Below are 20,775 nucleotides of genomic sequence, written 5' to 3'. Positions count from 1 at the left end.
TTTCACCTTTTGCACCTGAATAAAAGCGAATAGTAACCATTATCACATTTAATTTCCACCCCGGTCATCTCATACCATTAGTCTATTATCCTTCATTTATTTATAAATACAGTCAATTTGACTATCAGGAATAATGTCTGTTGCGTACCGGTAGTAAGATCATCATCACAAAATAGCAGCGCAATCCTGTTGCTTATAATCTGCCTGAGTGCACAATTCTGTTGCGTTTCGTGACAACCCTCACAGTTTACAGGGGTAACGCGTGTGTCACCTTCAGGGTTTCCATCGGTACTTCTGTCTTAACACTTTGAATACTGGGTATTTGTGTCAGGTGATCAGCATGGAAGCGCCGGTAAGAGGTCAGGTCTTTGGTCACAATACGGATCATGGCGTCACATTCACCGGCCATCAGGTGACACTCGACAATCTCCGGCATTTCATTAATGGCGGCGACAAAATCATTGATCGTCTGTGCGTCCTGTCCCTTAAACCAGATACGGGCATAGAGCATCAGCCCCGCACCTATCTTGCTGCCGTCCAGAATCGCCGCATAGCGCCTGATAACGCCGGTTTCCTCCAGACGCCGCACCCGTCTCAGACACGGTGACGGCGAGAGCCCGACTTCGCGTGCCAGCTCCACATTTTGTATTCTGCCGTTACGTTGCAGCTGATCCAGTATCCGCCGATCCATCTTGTCCAGTTCAATTGACATTTAAATCATCCTCTGACGACTTCTGCGCAATAATATTGCTAAGAATAGTTTTTTCGGGTCAATTTAACAACCTAATTTCCTGCAAAGCTCCGTATAATTCACATAACAAATCAGGACGTCACAAAATTGAATTAAATTCTTAATATTCAACAAATTGTGAATTATTAATATATTTTTGAACTTGGGGTGTCGTATGGTCATAAATACATTGATGGTGTTTGGCGCAACCGTGTTACCCATTGTATTTGCTCCCGGACCCGATATTTTATTCGTTTCGTCGCAAGGTCTTGCCAGCGGTTCCCGTGCGGCGCTGAAAGCCAATATGGGCGTGCTGCTGGGCTACGGGATGCATTCGGTTCTGGCGGCATTCGGACTGGCAGCCGTTGTTGTGGCATCCCCGCTTCTGTTTAACGGCATGCGCTGGTTCGGTGTGGCCTATATTGCTTATCTGGCTGTCCGCATGGTGATGTCCGCCATGCACAAGAGCGAAATGCCGCCGATGCAACCGGCGGCCAAATCTGTCATTACCAAAGGTTTTTTCACCAGTTTCCTGAATCCGAAAGGCTTGCTGGTCTACTTTGCTATCCTGCCGAACTTTATTTCCGGCAGTGAAAGTGTCGCGATGCAGTCCCTGCTGTTATCTGGTGTCTATATCGCCAGCTGTGCAATAGTTTACAGTGGCGTGGCTCTGATTTTCGGCCAGATGAGCAAAGGGGAATACAACGACAAGCGCCGCCGTCTCGGTGAAGGTGTTGCCGGAGGATTACTGGCCACCGCCGCAGTTAGTCTGGCATTTAGTTAATCCGCATCTGTTTTCGGCAAAACGGGCACTTTCAGTGCCCGTTTTTTTATGTTTGTCTCTCTGTATGCCGCAGTAATCCGCTTTATCTTATCCCTGTGTTTTCTTCAGTACATGGCACAACTGCCCCAGCACTTTCATCGCGTTATCCAGCCGGTCATTCCATTCAAATGAACAGTTCAGGCGGAAAGCGTGGTTAAACTGGTCGCTGGTGGAAAACATGGAGCCGGGTGCTATGCTGATCTGCTCATTAAGTGCCATCCGGTACAGTTTGACCGCATCAAACGGCGGTTCAAATTCCAGCCAGAGAAAATAACCGCCCTGCGGACAGTTCACTTTCACATCTTCCGGGAAATATTCACTGATGGCATACAGCATCCGGTGCTGGCGCTGCTCCAGCTGCTGGCGCAGTTTTTTCAGATGCGCGTCATAACCGCCCTGACCGAGGTATTCCGCAATGGCCTGCTGTGTCGGCATACTGGCGGATACGGTACTCATCATCTGTAACTGCTGGACTTTTCGCGCATGCTTTCCGGCCGCCACCCAGCCGACACGGAAGCCCGGTGCCAGACATTTGGAAAAAGAGGAACAGTGGAAGAAATTGTTGTCTTTATCCAGGCTTTTCGCCGGCTGCGGTGCTTCATTACCAAACCAGAGCTCGCTGTAGACGTCATCCTCAATCAGCGCAATATCATGCCGTGTCAGGATCTCCACCAGCCGCCGTTTATTTTCCGGCGGCATTGTGCCGCCGAGCGGGTTCTGGAAGTGGGTCATCAGCCAGCAGGCTTTGATATCATAGCGCCCGGCCACGTCTTCCAGTGCATCAGGATCCATGCCGGTCTGCGGGTCAGTTTTGATCGCCACCGCTTTCAGGCGCAAACGCTCAATCGCCTGTAATGCCCCGTAAAATGCCGGGGATTCAATTACCACCCAGTCACCCGGTTTGGTGACCGCCTGTAAACTCAGTGACAGAGATTCCATTGCCCCGGCGGTGATAACAATATCATCCGGTGAAACATGGATACCCTGCGCAGCATAGCGACGGGAGATATTACGCCGCAGTTTTTCATTCCCCGGCGGCATATTGACCACCGCACTTTGCGGAGCGATACGGCGGGCTACGGCGCCCAGCGCTTTGGAGAGCTTCGGCTGAACCAGCAGCGAGGGGTCAGGGAATGCAGAGCCAAACGGGATGATAGCAGGATCTTTGCAGGCCTGAAGCACATCAAACAGTGATGCGTTAATCTCCACATTTTCACTCAGATGCATACCCAGGCCGCCTTTGGCCGGAGCAAACGCCGGTGCCCGTTTGGCGACAAAGTAACCGGACTGCGGACGCGCCACCACCCAGCCCTGACTTTCCAGTAACTGATACGACTGTACGACAGTCATCAGACTCAGCCCCGACTGTCTGGCACTTTCACGCAGGGACGGAAGTCTGTCCCCGACCTGCCAGATATCATCTTCTATCTGTTGTTTTATCTGTTCTGCTAGCTGTTCATAGCGTGTCATGACGCAATCCCCGGATAACTGTTATATACATATTATGATTAATTGTCACTATTATAGTCTAGCAACACATGGTGTACTGTGCCACACATTTCATCTGCGTAGTATTTGCATAGCTATAACAACGAGAGGTCACTATGTTTGGGTTAAGTGCCCTTGAGCTTGCGCGAATTCAGTTCGCCTTCACTGTGTCGTTTCATATCATTTTCCCTGCGATCACCATCGGTCTGGCGTCATTTCTGGCGGTGCTTGAGGGAATGTGGCTGAAAACCCGCAATGAGGATTACAAAAAGCTCTTTCATTTCTGGTCAGCCATCTTTGCCGTGAATTTCGGTATGGGTGTGGTCTCCGGTCTGGTGATGGCCTATCAGTTCGGTACCAACTGGAGTTTCTTTTCTGAGTTTGCAGGATCAATCACCGGTCCGCTGCTCACCTATGAAGTTCTGACCGCGTTCTTCCTGGAAGCCGGTTTTCTCGGCGTGATGCTGTTCGGCTGGAACCGTGTCGGTGAAAAGCTGCACTATTTCGCCACCTGTATGGTTGCACTCGGCACGCTGATGTCCACTTTCTGGATTCTGGCGTCCAACAGCTGGATGCAGACCCCGCAGGGGCATGAGGTAATCAACGGTGTTGTCGTGCCGGTGGACTGGTTTGCCGTGATTTTCAACCCGTCGTTCCCGTACCGCCTGCTGCATATGACAACCGCTGCATTTCTTGCCTCCGCCTTTTTTATTGCCGCCTCTGCGGCCTGGCATCTGCTGCGCGGCAATAAATCCGGAGCCATGAAAAAGATGTTTTCCATGTCATTGTGGCTGATTGTGGTACTCGCACCGCTCCAGGCACTGATTGGTGATGCGCACGGGATCAATACCCTTAAATATCAGCCGGTTAAGGTGGCGGCGATGGAGGGTCACTGGGAGAATAAACCCGGTGAAGCTACACCGCTGATCCTGTTCGGGATTCCGGATAATGAACAGGAAAAAACCCGTTATGCCGTGGAGATCCCGGGGCTGGCCAGTCTGATCCTGACACACAGTCTTGATAAACAGGTACCTGCACTGACTGAATTTCCGCCGGAAGACAGACCGGATAACGTGTTTGCGGTGTTCTGGTCATTCCGCGTGATGGTCGGCCTCGGCATGCTGATGCTCCTTGCTGCCGCCCTGAGTCTGTGGCTGCGTTACCGCGGGCGTTTGTATGATTCGCGTCCTTTCCAGCGCTTTATGTTATGGATGGCACCGTCCGGGCTGATTGCCATTCTGGCGGGTTGGTTTGTAACTGAAATCGGCCGTCAGCCGTGGGTGGTTTACGGATTGCAGCGCACGACTGATGCTGTCTCAGCACATGGTGATATGCATATGAGTATCAGCCTGCTGATCTTCTTTGCTGTTTATGGTTCTGTGTTTGGCATTGGCTATATCTATATGATGAAGCTGATCCGCAAAGGTATCGCGCCGGAGGTGTCTCATGGGCATTGATTTACCCCTGATTTGGTTCGTCATTATTATATTCAGCACACTGATGTATATCGTGATGGACGGATTTGACCTCGGCATCGGCATTCTCTATCCCTTTGTGAAAAGCAACGCTGACCGGGATCTGATGATGAACAGTGTTGCGCCGGTCTGGGACGGCAACGAAACCTGGCTGGTGCTGGGGGGAGCCGCGCTGTTCGGCGCTTTCCCGCTCGCCTATGCGGTGATTCTGGATGCACTCGCCATTCCGCTGACACTGATGCTGGTGGCCCTGATTTTCCGCGGCGTGGCCTTTGAGTTCCGTTTTAAAGCGGATGAAGACCACCGTTATTTCTGGGATCGCGCGTTTCTGATCAGCTCGGTTATCGCCACTTTTGTCCAGGGCGTAGTTGTCGGCAGCGTTATTGAGGGCTTCCCGGTCGCCAACCGTGCCTTTACCGGCGGTGCATTTGACTGGCTGGCGCCGTTCCCGCTGTTCTGCGGTTTCGGTCTGGTGATCGCGTATGCCCTGCTCGGCTGCGGCTGGCTGGTGATGAAAACAGAAGGCCATTTACAACAGCAGATGTATAAGGTGCTGAAGCCGCTGACGCTGGTAATGCTGGCGGTACTGGCCGTGATCAGCCTGTGGACGCCGCTGGCGCATGACGCCATTGCGGTACGCTGGTTCAGTTTCCCGAATATTCTGTTCTTCCTGCCGGTGCCGCTGCTGGTGCTTATCTGTGTCGTTGCGCTGTTCCGCAGTGTCAGCCGCCATCTGCACTACACGCCGTTTTTTGCGGCACTCGGTCTGGTTTTTCTGGGTTTCACCGGACTCGGTATCAGTATCTGGCCAATGATTATTCCGCCGGTGATTGATTACAAAATGGCCGCTGCCCCCGGTGAAAGCCTGAGCTTTATGCTGGTCGGTGCTTTATTCATCATACCTGTGATCCTGGTATATACCTGGTGGAGTTACTATGTCTTCAGAGGAAAAATCACCCATGACCAGGGCTACCACTGATCCTGCCGCACCGGCGCCATGGTGGAAAAAAACCGCCTGGATGCTGGCTATCTGGGCAGGCAGTGTGCTGGCACTGTTTGCAGTCTCATCACTTTTCCGCTTATTAATGACGGCGGCGGGAATGAAAGTAAAATAGTCGTCATATCTCATCAGTAAGTACCTCATCAGTACGTCATGCACTGTTTATACAGCTGCATTGCCCGGCACACCGCACCCCCATGCGGTGTGCTTTTTTTAATAATTTTATTGATAATGATTACCATTCTTCTAAATTCCTGATACACTCCGCGAAATAGATATAACGAAACTAACAACAATAAAACGGAGAATTGCGCATGAGCCGGGAAAAAAATATCTACTGCCCTGCACCACCGCGTCTTATTCAGGTGAAATCCTTTACCGATGTTACCCCCAATCTGCGCCGAATTACCTTTACGGCAGATTCTCTGGACACCTATCCGGCAGATTGTGAAGGCGGACACCTCAAGCTGTTTATTGCCAAAGACGCGCCGAACCCGCCTGCACTGCCGGTACTGTCAGATAAAGGACCGGTCTGGCCGGAAGACAAACCACGTCCGGTTGCCCGTACCTATACGGTGCGAGCAATCCGCCCTGAACTGAAAGAAATCGATATTGAATTCGCCATGCACGATGATGCCGGCCCGGCAGTGGATTTCGCGAGAAATGCCAAACCGGGTGATTATCTCGGGATTACCAATCCCGGCGGGCCTGATCCGCTGTTACCGGCAGCAAAACACTATTATATGGCGGCTGATTTAACCGCACTGCCTGCGGTTGCCGCACTGCTGGAAAAAATGCCCGCTGAGGCGCAGGGAAATGTGGTTATCCGTATCGATCATGCTGAGGATCAGCAGGAGCTGAACAAACCGGCCGGTATCACCCTGCACTGGGTAACCGGCGGTACGGAGAAAACTGCGGAGATCACCGCACTGTTTAAAAGCTGGCCGGTCGCCGATGTGACAGAGTGTACGTTCTGGATTGCCGGGGAAGATGCGATGGTCAGGGATCTGCGCCGCTATGTGCGCCGGGAACTGAACGGGGAACACAGCCAGATGTATGCGATCCCTTACTGGCGCTTCGGTTATGATGAAGAGGGTTATCACCGCCAGCGCCATGATGTGATGGATGCTGACGACTGATGATAAACAGGCTGCGGCAGGTTCTCTGCCGCAGCTGCTGTGAATCAGTTATACGCCTGTAATGCCCGCAGACAAAGCGATGAACGCACGCAGTCATCCTGTGTGAAAGACACCACTGACACCATTTCATCATCCCGGAAACGGCGCAGCGCATCTGCCAGCCCGGACGGGACATTGCCCGGTAAATCACACTGACTGACATCACCGTTGACAATAACTGTCACATTTTCCCCCATCCTGGTCAGAAACATTTTCATTTGTGTGACAGTCACGTTTTGCGCCTCATCGAGGATCACCACCGCATTCTCAAAGGTTCGCCCGCGCATATAGGCAAACGGCGCAATTTCCACCTTACCTATCTCCGGACGCAGACAATACTGCAAAAATGAAGCACCCATCCGTTTCACCAGAACGTCATATACCGGCCGGAAATACGGGGCGAATTTTTCACTGATATCCCCGGGCAGAAAGCCCAGATCTTCTTCCGCCTGTAATACCGGACGGGTGACAATAATCCGCTCTATTTCCTTATTAATCAGCGCATCTGCCGCCAGTGCGGTACTGATAAAGGTTTTACCGCACCCCGCCTCGCCGTTGGCAATAATCAGCTGTTTATGGGCTATCGCCCGGATGTATTTATCCTGCGCATCATTTCGCGGCAAAACAGTACTGTTATCGCGTTTTTCCCGCGCCATACCGATGGCTTCCACCCCGCCTGCCGGGATAAATACCGCCACATTATCATCATTAAAACGTGCCCTGCGCGACTCTTTCCGGCTCATTCGTTTTGCCTCTTTGCGTGCTCTGACTACCGCTTTTTGTCTGCCCATAATCTTAATCCTGTTGATTTATGATGACGGAATAACTGAAACAGTGAGTTAGCAACCGGCGGCTCCCCTCAAGCCATGAGTGAACATTCAGATAAAAAAAAGCCGGTGATAAATCCGCCCTGTTGTTCAGGGTATTTATCACCGGCCGGTACTGTCGTTCGTCTGTATGTCGCATTCGTTATCCTCAGATGACAAACTAAAGCGAACACTAAACTGACTTTGTGACAGTATAATGACAATACTTTCTTTTCAGCAATTAAAATCTGCAGACATTTAACATTTTTGCCACATTTCTGTTATCCGCCGCACATCAGCGTGCTTTGCAGTTTTTCGCCATGCTGTAACCTGCTGCCTGCGCGGATACCGCATCCGGGAACATTTCAATATTTTTACTGCTGATCCGGTTATAGCCGGGGCAATCCGGAAAGTGGTAAATCCTGCTGTTACGATTACCGCGGATACGCTGATCAGCCGCTTTTTTTTCTGCTTTCGGCGGTACTTTCACCGGTGTTACCGGCGCAGACGGCAGACGGGTAAAAATACCGTCAGCACTGTTGATATGCCCCTGTTCCCAGCGTCGTTCACCGGTCACAAACGGGTTTGACTGCCCGGTCACCGCACTGATACGGCGATCCCGTTCCCGCTCGGCGGCCGACGGCGGAAATTCGCTGTCCCAGACCATCAGTAATTTCTGCTGCTGTTCTGACATTGCCAGGTCGTAGCGGTCATGCATATAAAACCAGACACGCGCCACCTCACCTTTGACTTCATCGCGCGGCTCGAAAACACGCTGTTTAAAATCCACCCGGCTGGTGCACTGCCCGTAACTCAGTGAACCGGCACCGCGGGCGATGCCGTACCGGAAGTTACTGCGATCACCGTTAACTTCACCGACCGACGGGGCGAGATTGTGAAGATCGGCCTCCATAGCGCGGAATACCGGGTCTTCACTGATACAGTTTTTGCGTCCGCCGTTCTGCCAGCACTGACGCTGATGCCCGAAAACCCAGGCCGGAACGATATGCTCCCACTCAATCCGCTCTGCACGGGTCACCTGTGCCCGCACACGATAGCCGCAACTGCTGAGATCCACCCGGCCGCCGGATTTTCCGGCCCAGTCCCACTGACAGCCGCAATAGAGCGTACCCTCTCCCTGCGGATTACGGTTCTGGTCGTGATAGACCTTCTCACGGGCAACTATTTTTGCCTCGTCGAACCGTTCCGGTGCTGCAGCACCGGCGGCAAACGTAATAACACAAAATAAAAATAATAAAATACGAAATGATTGAAAAATATGCATATAAATCATAAACCAACAGAATACCGGGGAGGACAATTATGCCACGCTGCGCAGGAATTATCGCCTCAGATCTTTTATTTATCCGCCAATCCGCCGGATAAGGCCTTTTTAGGGCGTTTTTTTACAGAATGGTTTTAATCCGAAACTTTATACTCTGCTGACATCAATAATAATTTTGGAGAATAATCATGCATCCGCTGGTTGATGAGATGATCGATGAGATAGTCGGCACTGCCTGTGCCCATAATGAGGAAGAAGTTGATGTCCGTGTGCAGGAGAGCAATAACCGGGTGCAGATTCAGATTAGTGTGACCGATAAACCGGTGATGGACATTATTCTGAATCTGACCCGTATCAGTTAAACGCGCGGACGCTTGCGGTAAAGCCATAAACCGGGGACTGACAGCCCGATGGATAAAGCGCCGACCACAAAGGCCGCCCGCAGAAAATTACTCACCAGCATTTCCAGCAGTTCAGGGGTAAAACCTGACTGCGACAGTTTAATAACCGCCAGCATCGCCATATAGGCATTAATTCCCGGAAACATCGGAATAATGGCCGCCACCGTAAAAACTTTCGGGTGTGCCAGCCACCAGCGGGACCACTGAATACCGATGATCCCGACCAGAACCGATGCCCAGAATGTGGCGGAGACAATATCAAAACCGGCGGCAATCAGGATAAACCGGCTGCCGTGGCCGATTGCCCCCAGCAGTGCACAATATTTCAGTGCCCGTTTCGGCACATTGAATACCATGGCAAACCCGGCCGCGGGGATCGCCGCCAGCAGCATATCCTGTGCCAGTGCTGCCAGGAAGGATAATATCGTCATCATATCCAGTCCCTCAGGCTGCCGAGTGTAATTGCGGTAAAGATACCGATACAGGTTGCCAGGGTAAGCAGACTGGCCATCGCCCAGCGGGCAAGACCGGTGTTAACATGTCCTTTGAACATATCCGCAACCGCATTGATCAGCGGGAACCCCGGAACCAGCAGCAGTACGCTCGCGGCCATGGCAATACCGGATGTTGCCGAAAACAGCGGGATTTTCAGCATCATTCCCGCCACCATCGTGGCAACAAACGCCGTAAAACAGAAGTTAATCAGCGGGTTCATATGCCGTGCGGTCAGCACCTGACGGACATACATGGCGCAACCACTGGCCGCAAAGGTAATCACCGCCCCGTCCCAGCCGCCGTTATTCAGTTTGCAGAAACAGGCGCAGGACAGTGCCACCATCAGCACCATTACCCAGCGCGGATAGCGCAGCGGTTTCATATGCGCGAATTTTTTCTGCACCCCTTTGCAGTCCAGATGTCCGTGCTCCGCGAGGATCACCACATGCTGCACCTCCGTCACGATATGCATATTGATACCGCGATCCACCACCTTACGGGTGGATGTCAGGCAGTGCCCGTCAATGATCGTGGTGAGCACAATGGCATTCGCCGAGATGGCGCAATCCACCTGATCTGCCCCGAGTGCTTTTCCTGTCCGCCCCGCCAGTTCTTCCACCAGCATACTTTCCGCGCCATGCTGTAACAGCAGCAGCCCGCATTCGATACACAAACGGGTGATAGTCCGCTGCATATCCTGAGTCACCTCTTTCCCCTGCCCCATAGTTTTACCGTTAACCGTTGATGGTCCGACTTTCCCGCTATTCTAATTCTTTGTATTAACAACTCACTGGGTTTGATCAATAGTTTGATAATAAATCGTCATACTGTACCGTAATTGCAGTATGGCAGGGAAACGGGCTATTGAGCAATCCGGCGCGGCGTGGTTAAATCAGAGCTTGTCACTGTTACCGGAGCCCGTATCTGTTATGTCACCAACCCCGTCACCATTAACCCCGAAAGGGCAGCGCCGCCGTCATGCCATTCTTACTGCCGCTGCGGATGTTTTTATCCTTCATGGTTACGAAGGCACGACACTGGATATGATTATTGAGCAATCCGGCGGTTCACGCTCCACACTGTATACCTCTTTCGGCGGGAAAGAAGCGCTTTTTCTGGCGGTTATAGAACATCTTATCAGCGGAATTTTTGAGGATAATGAAGAGGAAGAACCGGAAGCAGCCACCGATGCGGAAACATTGTTATACACCAGCGGAAGACGTTACCTGAACAGTATTGTTCACCCGCAGTCACTCGGTTTATATCAGCTGATTCTGGCGGAATCACAGCGCTTCCCGCAAATCAGTGAACAATTTTACCGCGCGGGCCCGCTGCGCGCCGCACAGCAACTGGCTGCCGGGCTGAAAACACTGCCGGGAATTGCCGCGTCGGAGGAAACATTGCTGGCTGTTGCCGCCCGTTTTCTGGAAATGCTGAAAGCCGACCTTTATCTGCCGGTTTTCAGTCATCAGCATAAGAAACCAACGGCGGAATTTATTGAAAAGCAACTGCCGTTATCCGTGGAGATAACCGCCTGTTACCTCCGCCACAAATTAACACCCCAATGAACAGCAGTTACTGTTAACATCTGCCTTCAGGCGGTAACTTCTGCCGCCTTTGCCTGTGCCGCAGCCATATCATCCGCCACAAATACCGGTACACCGTAAACGGCACCGGCCATCGGCGCGAATTTTTCCAGTTGTGCTTTATCGCCGGTTTCCCGGTTAACAGTCAGGATCATTACGCTGCAATATGCCGCCATTTTCTCTTTTCCGGTTTTCAGCCAGCGGCGGACATACTTCCGTGCATCCATATCTTCCTGCGTATCCGGTTTTTCCGGACCTGTTTTCGGCGGATAAATTAAGGCAAAAGGTGTCTGCTTATCCAGTAGTGCATCCAGCTCTTTCACCCATTGTTCTGTCTGTGCCATATTTTCCGGGAATGACTGCATTATCACCACAGGAAATGCAGTGGTATCCATATGAACAAAATTAACTGCTGACATAATTACTCCGTAATCTTTTTTGTATTCATTGGTACAATATTGTTACGTCCATAACCTGTCAACAAATAAGAATGCGTTTCAATTGCATCCGCACAAATTGTTCATTGTGTGATCAGTCATTCCCGGCCATGTTATTCTTATGCAAAAAGTAAGTAGTTATTCTGAGATTCATCTTATTCTTATATATATTCCATGATATTTCGGGGCATATTGATTAATTATTCATATCCGTTCCTGCCTACAACATAAGGTCTATAATGAAAAAGCTGACACTAATTTCCCTGGGATGCCTGTTCTCTGTTACTGCTTTCGCTGCTAACGCCAGCAAAGTCTGTGATGAATATTTCACCGAGATTGACGCGATGGTCAAACTTGCAGAACAGGAAGCCAAAGGCGATGCTGATGCAACAGCACAGATCAATGCCATGAAACAACAGCTGGAAACAGCGAAAACACAGATTAAATCCGTGCCGGAAGAGACTCAGGACATGGCGTGTCAGCAAGGTCTGGATGCACTGAAAGAATTCAAAGCATCGATGGAAAAACAGTAATTCTGTCTTCTGCAAAAAAGGTCCGTGTTTACGGACCTTTCCGTTCCTGTCATGATACTCAGCGGACAACCAGTACAGAAATCGGTGCGTGTGCCACAATCCCCGATGCAGTTGACCCCAGCAGATGCGTTGAGATACTGGGATGCCGCGAACCGACAACAATTAAATCCGCATGAATTTCTTTTGCTTTTGCCAGCACCTTATCTCTCGGGGTGCCGTAATCCACAAAATAGCTGATCTGTTCCGCCGGTAAATCCACTTTTTCTGCAATCGCTTTCAGCTCTTCTTTTGAACGGGCGACCGCTTTTTCGGCAAATGAATTCAGTAATTCATAGTGATAGTTATAGCTTATCGAGAATTTAGAAATATCCGGCACAGAGTGAAACAACATCAGTTTCGCCTGTGACATTTTCGCCAGATAAATCGCATGTTTCAGTGCATTGCTTGTCAGTACATCTTCTGTCACATCAATAGGAACTAATATCGTTTTATACATACCATCCCTCATTGTCAGCCCGTGTTATATTTGATTTAAGTATAGGCAATAAACCGGAAACCACCGTGCCCGGCATCATGTTTTTTCAGAAGAAACAGACAGGAAAATATCCGGTGGCACTGAAGGCCACCGGAGAAATATCAGAGACGCGCTGAACTCAGCGGACGACCATCACCGATACCGGGGCATAACGGACAACACCACCGGCGGTGGAACCCAGCAGATGGGTGGAAATATTCGGACGGCGGGAACCGATAACAATAATATCCGCTTTCACTTCCTCCGCAGCCTGAATAATTTCATCACGCGGGGAACCGAATGTAATGGTATAAGCAAGACGTTCCGGCGGCAGATCAATAGAATCCATCAGCATATGAATATCTTCTTCCGCTTTGATGGTTGCTTTATCTTTTATTTCCATATAACCCAGCGCATACGCATTAATAATCGCGGATGAAATAGGCAGGACATGGACAATATGCAGCTTAGCCCCTGTTTCATTCGCCAGATAGAGTGCGTGGCGGACAGCTTTGCTGGTCAGTTCTTCTTCTGAAATATCAATAGGAACCAAAATTGTATTATACATACTGCCTCCTCGGGTAAGTCATGCGATATGGCATTACTATACTGAACAATGAGGAAAATATCTGTGAGATTGATACCGTTAACTCTTATTACCCTGTGTTTTTGTTATCAGGCGGTTACGGATCAGTCTGACGTAATCAATAATTTCATGGGCGGTTAATCCGACCGGGCCGGTACCGGCAGCCACACATTCATCTGCTGCCGCGCCGTGCAGCCAGACCCCGCCGCACACGGCTTCCTGTACCGGCAACCGCTGAGCCAGCAGACTGCCGATAATGCCGGATAACACATCTCCGCTGCCTGCGGTCGCCAGCCCTCGGTTACCGCTGTGATTACACCACAGCACGCCTTCCGGTGAGGCAATCAGGCTGTGATGCCCTTTCAGTACGGCCCAGCAGTGATACTGTGCCGCCAGTGCCAGCGCTGCGGCCGGGCGATCTGCCTGAATATCCGCCACCGTGGTATGCAGCAGCCGGGCGGCTTCCTGAGGATGCGGGGTTATCACGCACTGATCATCCAGCGCAATACCCGGCGTCACCGCCAGGATATTCAGTGCATCCGCATCCAGCAACTGTGGTTTTCCTGTCTGTATAAACGCAGCTTCCGCCAGTGCGCGGCTCTCTGCACTTTGCCCCAGACCGGGGCCGGTGACCTGCGCGGTTACCGCCGGGTCATCCGCCGGGGATCGGGCTGTCCGCAGCATCAGTTCAGGCGCATTTTCAATAAACGGTACCGGTAATTGCGGCTGGTTAAATCCCAGGATCACTTTACCGCAACCGGTTTTCAGTGCCGCACACCCGGCCAGAATTACCGCGCCGGTCATTCCCTCCGCACCGCCGGTGATCCCGAGTGTACCAAAGGTTCCTTTATGGCTGTCCTGCGGACCCGGTGTCTTTAACATCGGGTAATCACGGGTTATTGCATTGATATCAATAATATTCATCTTATTATTTTGCCTTTTTCAGCGGATAATGAATACACCCTGTTTATCAGCATAGTAGGAAACTAAAAAAGAAAGTAGAGCAGTGACGGGCAGATCTGGTATTCTTTGCGGCTGAAATATCCGGGAACGATAAATATAACGGTTGAGGTTAACCATGAATAACGCATTTAAAACAGAAAACGATACTGAAAAACTGGCTGCGGAAGTGACCTGCTTAAAGGCACTGGTGACATATTTACTGAAGGCGGTGGGTCAGGCGGATGCCGGCCGTATTATCGTCAATATGGAACGTCAGATCAGTGAAATTGATGATGAACATCTGGCCGGTACATTTAAAGATACCATTGCTCAGATTAAAACAGAGTACCGGAAATAATTTCCGGCCTGGCAATTAATGCTGTCCGGGAATAATGCAACGAATCGCTAAAGAGAGGATGAGTTGTTTGTGTCAGGATAATGTTCCTGTACTAAATACCCTTTCTTTTTTATTTTCGTTTCTGTCCGCACGCTGTTATACCATTCTGTTATACAACGTGCGGACTTTTTTTATACTGTTCTGTTATTACTTATCCGGTTTCACTTCTTTCAGCAGACGGACAGCAAATATCCCGAGTACAGCCACCCCGGCTACCAGAATTCCCCACAACAGCCAGGTTTTCCAGGCAAACGGCGGTGCCGCTTCCGGTGCCGGCAGTAACTTCGCTTCGCCGCCCAGCGTAACCACCTTTTCTGATACATCCGCCCGCGGAATCGCATCCTGATTATTCAGATAATTACCCGGCAGCAGCTGTGCCAGCGGTAAAAACGCCGCTCCGGCATCATGAGCCCCCCATACCAGCAGATACGGCGCAGAGCCCTGGGCGTTAAAGGTCAGATATTGTGCGTATTTCACCCCGGTAACCTGCGGCGGGCTATCGCGCCAGCTGCTGTTAATCGCCGTCAGCCGCACCTGACGGACCGGCAGATCATTCATCCGGATGCTGCTGTTCCGGTTTTCTGTGTCATCCGATACCAGTGAATAAAGCACTTTGTTATCCAGCGGCAGCCAGTTCCCCGCTGTACCGCTCCGGTATTCGATCCGCACCGGCAGAACCGTATTTTCCTGGTCGATATGAAAATCCAGGCGGCTGAGATTCTGCGTATTCGGCAGACTGTAAATCATACTGCCATCGGTGTCTGCTTTCGGCGTAAAGCCGAAGCGGTTAACCTCCCGGCGTTCCACTGTCCGCGACCCCGTTCCTTCCGCTGTTGTGATCTGCGGTGGTGCCTGATTGTTATCCCCGGTCACGGAAAGCAGCCAGTATTTCGCCCTGCTTTCATCACCGCGGATATAGTCCGGGATTTTTATCTGCTGTGCCAGCAGTGTGTCATCGCCGGATTTCAGATCCATCAGCGGCACATCGCGGATCACCGGAGACCAGTTCTGTTTGTCATCGCTGCTGAACAATGATGCTCTGGCCTGCATATTACCGGTCTGCTGCGGCCAGTTCAGTGTGATTTCGCGCAGCGGCAGCGGGAGCTGCTGTTTATTATCCGGCACCAGCAGATAGGTTTCGGTTGCCGGCCGCACCAGGCTGTCCGCATTATCATTGTAGATGGTCAGTTCTGTGCCGTTATCCGCTTTCAGACGGATTTTACGGTTGCCGTCCTGCTCTTCCGCACGGCTTTGTGACAACGGATAAATAACGAAGCGGATACGTGCACTTTCATCTTTTATCTGCTTTGCCGCCGTCAGTGACATCGGCACCGGTGTTCCGGTGCTGTCAAAGATACGGATATCCCGCAGATCCGGCCATACACTGTTCAGCCAGACATTATCCGGTACTGTCAGCCGGTAAAATGGTGAATTCTCCGTTCCCGGCTGTAACTCCGCCCCCTGGTTAAAGTCATTCAGTGTTTTAGCCCCGGTTTCCGCGCGGGAAAGCATTGTCACTGATGCCAGTACCGCCGCCAGGAGCACCGTTCCGGTATGCCATTTGCGGCGAAATGCTGTCTTTTTACCTGTGATCATCCGTTATTTTCCTTATTATTCTGCATATCAGTGCCTGTCTTCGGCGGTAACGGCGAGAAATAGCCCACAACCAGAATCAGAAGTGCCACCCCGATAAATGCACCGGCTCTGGCAAGCCCGCTGCTCTGGTTCATATCAACCACAAAGAGTTTGAGGATCACCACAGCAAAGATAACCGCGCCCGCGACCCACAAATGGCGTTTATGCCGCCGGGTGGCGGTTGTCATCAGGATCACCGCCGTCAGTGCCCAGACAATCGCCAGTGTGGTCTGGATCAGACGGGACTGTAACAGTGCCGCGGTTGTCCATGCGGTTCCGTCCGCAAAGGCCAGAGCACGGATCAGAATCCCGTTCGCCCACCAGACAGCCAGCCCGGCGGTAATAATACCAAGCACGCGGACCACATCAGTCCGGAAACGGACTTTCGGTGTGGTTCGCATCACGGCATCGCGCAGACACCACAGGGCGGCAAGACCGAACAATCCGGCTTCATCCAGCGGATTCAGCAGCGGGACATATTGCCAGAGTGATAACTGACCATCCTGCATATTTCCGGCAAATAATCCCATCCCCAGCAGAACGGCCAGCGGATACACGCTTTGCCAGTACAACGCACCGTGATTATCCAGCGGCGGCCACCGCAGGCGCTGCATGGCATACAGCACGAAAAATACGCCGCATACTGCCAGCATCGCAATAAAGTAAGCCCACTCTTCCATGCCCCACGGCAATTGTGCTTCCGCCCACAAGACTTCAGTGATCAGCAGGCCGATCAGTGTCCAGAGTGTTGCACCGTGCATCAGATTGCTGACAACCCGTGGTGCCTGTTCCGGCAGCAGCCGGATCAATGCAATCATCGTACTGATGACCAGCAGCCAGATAAAGCCGCCGTACAGTGACCCGGCCGGATGTATCCCGGCAGAAATATAACCGCACAGCATCAGCAGACTCACTATCCACAGCGCGCTGATGCAGTAATACAATTGAGTCCACTGTACTTTCCGGGCCAGGAAGAACCAGCTCCAGACGGAGATCACAAGCCCGGTCAGCACATACTCCTCACCGGACAGTAATTCCCCCGCCGGTGATAACCACGGCAGAATCCACAGCCAGGAGAGCCAGGTAATCATTGCAGGGATAATCAGCAGCCCGGAAATCAGTTTGCTGCGCGGCATCAGGCGGAAATGGTGATGAAGCGCCCCGGCAACCAGCAGCCCGCCCCACTGGAAGATATACATCCAGGTCGTTTGTTCTGACCAGTATATGAAGTCCATGCTGTAGAGCAGAGAGGCAAACCCGAGCAGCACCAGTCCGGTGGCACTCCAGCCGACAATCCGCTGTTTTTGCAGACAGGCAAACCACAGGATCGCCAGCCCCTCAATCGTCCACGCCATTGACGTCCATTGTGGTGACAACGCCATCGGCACCGCCAGTGAGATAAAACCGATACTGAGCAGCAGGAACCCGAGAGACAGACGCTGCCCGTCCGCCCGGAAACGGCGCAGGCTGACCACCGTCAGCAGCAGATAGAGCAGCCCGAAAGCAAGCGACGAGATTGCCGTACCGAGATAAAACGGTTCTGTAATGGCATATTGCAGTGAAAACGCCAGTACCGGCGGTGCGAACAGCAGCACCGAATCCACCATCAGCTGTTTTCGTCCGTTGTCAGTCAGGACATGATGGCGGGCATACTGCTGGGTCATCAGCCCGTAGATCACCAGGTTCAGAATAATAAAGATCTGGCAGCTCAGATAAAATTCCGGACGGTAATTTTCCACGCCCCAAAGCACACCGACCACAAACGTAAAGGTGAAACCGACAATATTCAGAACCCGCCAGCCCTGCCAGTAGTTCATCACCAGAATCGAGACGGAAAGCATCAGATAATAAGAGAACAGCGCGATATAGTTACCACTGCCGGTGGAGAGCAGCACCGGAGCCGCGTAACCGCCGATCACCGCCAGAACGGCCAGGCTGACCGCGTTTTGTATCACGGCAAAGAAAACAGACGCCAGACAGATAATGACCATCAGCGCCAGTGCAAACGTCAGCGGCAGGAACTGGTAGAGCTTATAAGCGGCAAATATCGTGATATAAAACGCACCGAGGCTGCCGCCCTGAACTATCAGGCTGTACAGCCGGTTTTTATGGCGGACACACCAGCCGACAACAAAGAGCGTCACGGACAAAATTGCCGAGCCAATCAGGCGGACTTCCGGTGTCAGGATATTATTTTCGATACTGAATTTCAGCAGATATGAGAGACCGATAAACAGCAGCAGAATACCGGTTTTAGCCGGGAGATTACCATTAAGCAGCCATTCAATAATACCGGCTGCCGGGCTTTTCCGCGCCGTATCCGCAGTACCGGCCGGTAATGGTATAATAACAGGTTCAGGATCAGGTTCCGGTTCATCGTATACAACCGGTTCCGGCATCACCGTGACAACGTCAGACAACTCAGCAGACTGAACGTCAGTATTTACCACCGGCTGACCACCGGTCAGTGCATCCAGCTCCCTGCGCAGTGATTCCGTTTCCTCTGTCAGAATACTGACCTGCATTCTCAGCTGCGTTGTGCGCCTCAGCGCCGCAACAGCAATAAACGGCGTCACCACAATGAGCGCCACCAGCACAAAACCCCAGAAGAGTAATGAATCCATGTTTATCCTGTTTTTCAGTCTTTAACTTACAGTGTAGACAATTTTTAATTTCCGTTATCTCACATACTGCCTGTTATGCTGCTAAAAATCCGGCGAATAAATACGGATAGCTGACAAATACCATAAAATGCTGTTTTATCCCGTTAATGCGTTGTTAAAACACCACTAATAGCGGCAGGTACCCCGGTTTCGTATATGTTTTAACTGAAAATCATTTTTTCGGATTTTAAATATTGACTGTTATCACAAAAAGAGGCAATTTTGAGATACTGATCACAACAATATAAGGACACTCATTATGCGATTTTTAGCCCGTTTCTTAAAAGAGTTAGATAATGTCACTGCGTCCTTCTGTGTGGTCGCATTTTACCGGAACCGTCTCTGAATTCGGATAATGCCGGTCAGCATTTTCGAGTCTTATCGCTCCAAATCAAATTTAGTTGAAATGTTAAATTTAATTTGTGACAAAGGTTGACTCTCATCAACAAAGTGCTACAGTTATGTCATCGAATTGTGAGAACGCAATAAACAAGAACGCAATTATGTTACCTGCAATAAAAAATATCAGACGTTTTATCTCAGAGCTCAATAAAATCGCCCGTATTATATTCTGAAGATAAACGCACATCGTTTCAGGCTCCCTCTGCGGAGCCTTATTTTTTTCTGCGCTGTACCCCATCCTGCACCGAAAGGTTTATACTGACCGCATTATTTTTTATGAAATAAGGAGCAACTGTCGTTATGCAACATGACATCCAGCGTCTCAGAAGAATTCGTCAGACCCCGCAGATGCGTGATCTGTTCCGGGAAACCTCATTAAGCCTCAATGATCTCGCGTTACCGATTTTTGTCGAGGAAGGTGCCGATGACTATAAAGCCATCGACAGTATGCCGGGCGTTATGCGCATTCCGGAAAAACGTCTTGCTTATGAAATCGAGCGGATCGCCAAAGCCGGTATCAAATCCGTTATGACGTTCGGCGTATCTCATCATCTGGATGCGACCGGCAGCGATGCCTGGGCGGAAGACGGGCTGGTTGCCCGTATGTCCCGTATCTGTAAAGAGACGGTACCTGAAATGGTCGTGATGTCCGACACCTGTTTCTGTGAATACACCAGCCACGGGCACTGCGGCGTGGTCCATGACGGCGTGGTGGACAACGACGAAACACTGCATAATCTCGGGTTGCAGGCGGTGATTGCCGCGCAGGCGGGTGCTGATTTTATCGCCCCTTCTGCTGCTCAGGACGGCCAGGTACGGGCGATCCGTCTGGCTCTGGATGCCGCCGGGTTCCATCAGACCGGGATTGTCTCCTACTCCACCAAATTTGCCTCTGCCCTTTACGGCCCGTTCCGTGATGCAGCCGGCTCCTGCCTGAAAGGTGATCGCAAAACCTATCAGATGGACCCGATGAACCGCCGTGAAGCCATCCGTGAATCACTGATTGATGAGCAGGAAGGTGCCGATATGCTGATGGTGAAACCGGCCGGCGCTTACCTGGATATTCTGCGTGATGTACGCGAGCGTTCAAACCTGCCGCTGGCCGCCTATCAGGTGAGCGGTGAATATGCGATGATCAAACTGGCCGCACAGGCCGGTGCAATTGATGAAACCCGCGTGGCACTGGAAACGCTGGGCTCAATCAAGCGCGCCGGAGCTGATTTAATCTTCAGTTATTTTGCCCTGAGTCTGGCAGAGAATAAGATCCTGAGCTGATTGTGTAAAAGCTTATGCTGATTAGCCTGTGGTAACGGGCAGGTCAACGAAAAGCATGCGCGTCACGGATGACGCGCCTGAGCGCACACGGATGTGTTTACAGCGACTTTTCGTTTTGCCCGTT

General features: G+C 51.3%; 22 protein-coding genes. 10 read left to right on the top strand and 12 right to left on the bottom strand.

Features of this window, described 5'->3' with window-relative positions:
- Positions 1-247: 247 nt before the first annotated feature.
- Positions 248-712, bottom strand: a complete 465-nt coding sequence (locus JC793_RS08670; protein ID WP_046892251.1) for an Lrp/AsnC family transcriptional regulator — start codon at positions 710-712, stop codon at positions 248-250.
- A gap of 193 nt (positions 713-905) precedes the next feature.
- Here JC793_RS08670 and JC793_RS08665 point away from each other — a divergent pair, with 193 nt between their 5' ends.
- On the top strand, positions 906-1,514 hold the full coding sequence (locus tag JC793_RS08665; protein WP_046892252.1) for a LysE family translocator: 609 nt from the start codon (positions 906-908) through the stop codon (positions 1,512-1,514).
- Positions 1,515-1,601: 87 nt separating this feature from the next.
- On the opposite strand, the gene JC793_RS08660 is transcribed toward JC793_RS08665, so the two are convergent.
- Positions 1,602-3,023: an aminotransferase-like domain-containing protein gene (locus tag JC793_RS08660; RefSeq protein WP_052927460.1), complete on the bottom strand. Its 1,422-nt coding sequence runs from the start codon at positions 3,021-3,023 to the stop codon at positions 1,602-1,604.
- A 134-nt stretch (positions 3,024-3,157) separates the two neighbouring features.
- Between JC793_RS08660 and JC793_RS08655 the strand changes: the two genes are divergently transcribed.
- The 4 genes from JC793_RS08655 to JC793_RS08640 all read left to right on the top strand — a co-directional run bounded on the left by JC793_RS08655 (position 3,158) and on the right by JC793_RS08640 (position 6,655).
- Complete coding sequence (locus JC793_RS08655; RefSeq protein WP_218428176.1) at positions 3,158-4,498, top strand: cytochrome ubiquinol oxidase subunit I; 1,341 nt, start codon at positions 3,158-3,160, stop codon at positions 4,496-4,498.
- A complete protein-coding gene (gene cydB / locus JC793_RS08650; protein WP_218428174.1) occupies positions 4,488-5,495 on the top strand; it encodes a cytochrome d ubiquinol oxidase subunit II in 1,008 nt (335 codons plus the stop codon). Before JC793_RS08655 ends, cydB begins: the two co-directional genes overlap by 11 nt.
- Positions 5,476-5,631 (top strand): DUF2474 domain-containing protein, encoded by a 156-nt coding sequence (locus JC793_RS08645; protein WP_072056843.1) that lies wholly within the window; start codon positions 5,476-5,478, stop codon positions 5,629-5,631. Before cydB ends, JC793_RS08645 begins: the two co-directional genes overlap by 20 nt.
- A gap of 199 nt (positions 5,632-5,830) precedes the next feature.
- Complete coding sequence (locus JC793_RS08640) at positions 5,831-6,655, top strand: siderophore-interacting protein (RefSeq protein ID WP_218428172.1); 825 nt, start codon at positions 5,831-5,833, stop codon at positions 6,653-6,655.
- Between the two features lie 44 nt (positions 6,656-6,699).
- Here the strand turns inward: JC793_RS08640 and phoH are convergent, their stop codons facing one another.
- Together phoH and JC793_RS08630 are read right to left on the bottom strand one after the other, a co-directional pair.
- Positions 6,700-7,485 (bottom strand): phosphate starvation-inducible protein PhoH, encoded by a 786-nt coding sequence (phoH, locus tag JC793_RS08635; RefSeq protein WP_107679824.1) that lies wholly within the window; start codon positions 7,483-7,485, stop codon positions 6,700-6,702.
- Positions 7,486-7,795: 310 nt separating this feature from the next.
- A complete protein-coding gene (locus tag JC793_RS08630) occupies positions 7,796-8,794 on the bottom strand; it encodes an endonuclease (RefSeq protein ID WP_218428170.1) in 999 nt (332 codons plus the stop codon).
- Between the two features lie 179 nt (positions 8,795-8,973).
- Here JC793_RS08630 and JC793_RS08625 point away from each other — a divergent pair, with 179 nt between their 5' ends.
- Positions 8,974-9,147 carry a hypothetical protein gene (locus JC793_RS08625; protein ID WP_166707674.1) on the top strand — a complete coding sequence of 58 codons (174 nt, stop codon included), beginning with the start codon at positions 8,974-8,976 and terminating at the stop codon, positions 9,145-9,147.
- On the opposite strand, the gene JC793_RS08620 is transcribed toward JC793_RS08625, so the two are convergent.
- Both JC793_RS08620 and JC793_RS08615 read right to left on the bottom strand, forming a co-directional pair.
- A complete protein-coding gene (locus tag JC793_RS08620) occupies positions 9,144-9,617 on the bottom strand; it encodes a threonine/serine exporter (RefSeq protein ID WP_247716798.1) in 474 nt (157 codons plus the stop codon). The genes JC793_RS08625 and JC793_RS08620 overlap by 4 nt on opposite strands.
- On the bottom strand, positions 9,617-10,405 hold the full coding sequence (locus JC793_RS08615; protein ID WP_046892259.1) for a threonine/serine exporter family protein: 789 nt from the start codon (positions 10,403-10,405) through the stop codon (positions 9,617-9,619). The genes JC793_RS08620 and JC793_RS08615 overlap by 1 nt, the downstream gene beginning before the upstream one ends.
- Positions 10,406-10,610: 205 nt before the next feature.
- Here JC793_RS08615 and JC793_RS08610 point away from each other — a divergent pair, with 205 nt between their 5' ends.
- Complete coding sequence (locus JC793_RS08610) at positions 10,611-11,249, top strand: TetR/AcrR family transcriptional regulator (protein WP_046892260.1); 639 nt, start codon at positions 10,611-10,613, stop codon at positions 11,247-11,249.
- Between the two features lie 26 nt (positions 11,250-11,275).
- Here JC793_RS08610 and JC793_RS08605 read toward each other — a convergent pair whose 3' ends face one another.
- The gene (locus tag JC793_RS08605; protein ID WP_046892261.1) at positions 11,276-11,686 is read right to left on the bottom strand and encodes a hypothetical protein; all 411 of its coding nucleotides are present in this window, start codon (positions 11,684-11,686) and stop codon (positions 11,276-11,278) included.
- A gap of 257 nt (positions 11,687-11,943) precedes the next feature.
- Between JC793_RS08605 and JC793_RS08600 the strand changes: the two genes are divergently transcribed.
- A complete protein-coding gene (locus JC793_RS08600; RefSeq protein ID WP_046892262.1) occupies positions 11,944-12,237 on the top strand; it encodes a DUF5339 domain-containing protein in 294 nt (97 codons plus the stop codon).
- 58 nt (positions 12,238-12,295) lie between these two features.
- Here JC793_RS08600 and JC793_RS08595 read toward each other — a convergent pair whose 3' ends face one another.
- The 3 genes from JC793_RS08595 to JC793_RS08585 form a co-directional block, all read right to left on the bottom strand.
- A complete protein-coding gene (locus tag JC793_RS08595) occupies positions 12,296-12,733 on the bottom strand; it encodes a universal stress protein (protein WP_052927453.1) in 438 nt (145 codons plus the stop codon).
- 157 nt (positions 12,734-12,890) lie between these two features.
- Positions 12,891-13,319 carry a universal stress protein gene (locus tag JC793_RS08590; protein WP_046892264.1) on the bottom strand — a complete coding sequence of 143 codons (429 nt, stop codon included), beginning with the start codon at positions 13,317-13,319 and terminating at the stop codon, positions 12,891-12,893.
- A gap of 78 nt (positions 13,320-13,397) precedes the next feature.
- Positions 13,398-14,261 (bottom strand): NAD(P)H-hydrate dehydratase, encoded by an 864-nt coding sequence (locus JC793_RS08585; protein WP_218428168.1) that lies wholly within the window; start codon positions 14,259-14,261, stop codon positions 13,398-13,400.
- 154 nt (positions 14,262-14,415) lie between these two features.
- On the opposite strand from JC793_RS08585, the gene JC793_RS08580 reads away from it, so the two are divergent.
- The gene (locus JC793_RS08580; protein WP_046892266.1) at positions 14,416-14,637 is read left to right on the top strand and encodes a DUF2594 family protein; all 222 of its coding nucleotides are present in this window, start codon (positions 14,416-14,418) and stop codon (positions 14,635-14,637) included.
- A gap of 186 nt (positions 14,638-14,823) precedes the next feature.
- Here the strand turns inward: JC793_RS08580 and JC793_RS08575 are convergent, their stop codons facing one another.
- A complete protein-coding gene (locus tag JC793_RS08575; protein WP_218428166.1) occupies positions 14,824-16,272 on the bottom strand; it encodes a DUF3999 domain-containing protein in 1,449 nt (482 codons plus the stop codon).
- Positions 16,269-18,935, bottom strand: a complete 2,667-nt coding sequence (locus tag JC793_RS08570) for a DUF2339 domain-containing protein (RefSeq protein WP_218428164.1) — start codon at positions 18,933-18,935, stop codon at positions 16,269-16,271. The genes JC793_RS08575 and JC793_RS08570 overlap by 4 nt, the downstream gene beginning before the upstream one ends.
- Positions 18,936-19,676: 741 nt before the next feature.
- Between JC793_RS08570 and hemB the strand changes: the two genes are divergently transcribed.
- The gene (gene hemB, locus JC793_RS08565; RefSeq protein ID WP_046892269.1) at positions 19,677-20,651 is read left to right on the top strand and encodes a porphobilinogen synthase; all 975 of its coding nucleotides are present in this window, start codon (positions 19,677-19,679) and stop codon (positions 20,649-20,651) included.
- Positions 20,652-20,775: the final 124 nt, after the last annotated feature.

This window comes from Morganella morganii, from assembly GCF_019242955.1.
Classification (GTDB): Bacteria; Pseudomonadota; Gammaproteobacteria; order Enterobacterales; family Enterobacteriaceae; genus Morganella; species Morganella sibonii.
This window is presented reverse-complemented; position numbering and strand designations above follow the sequence as displayed.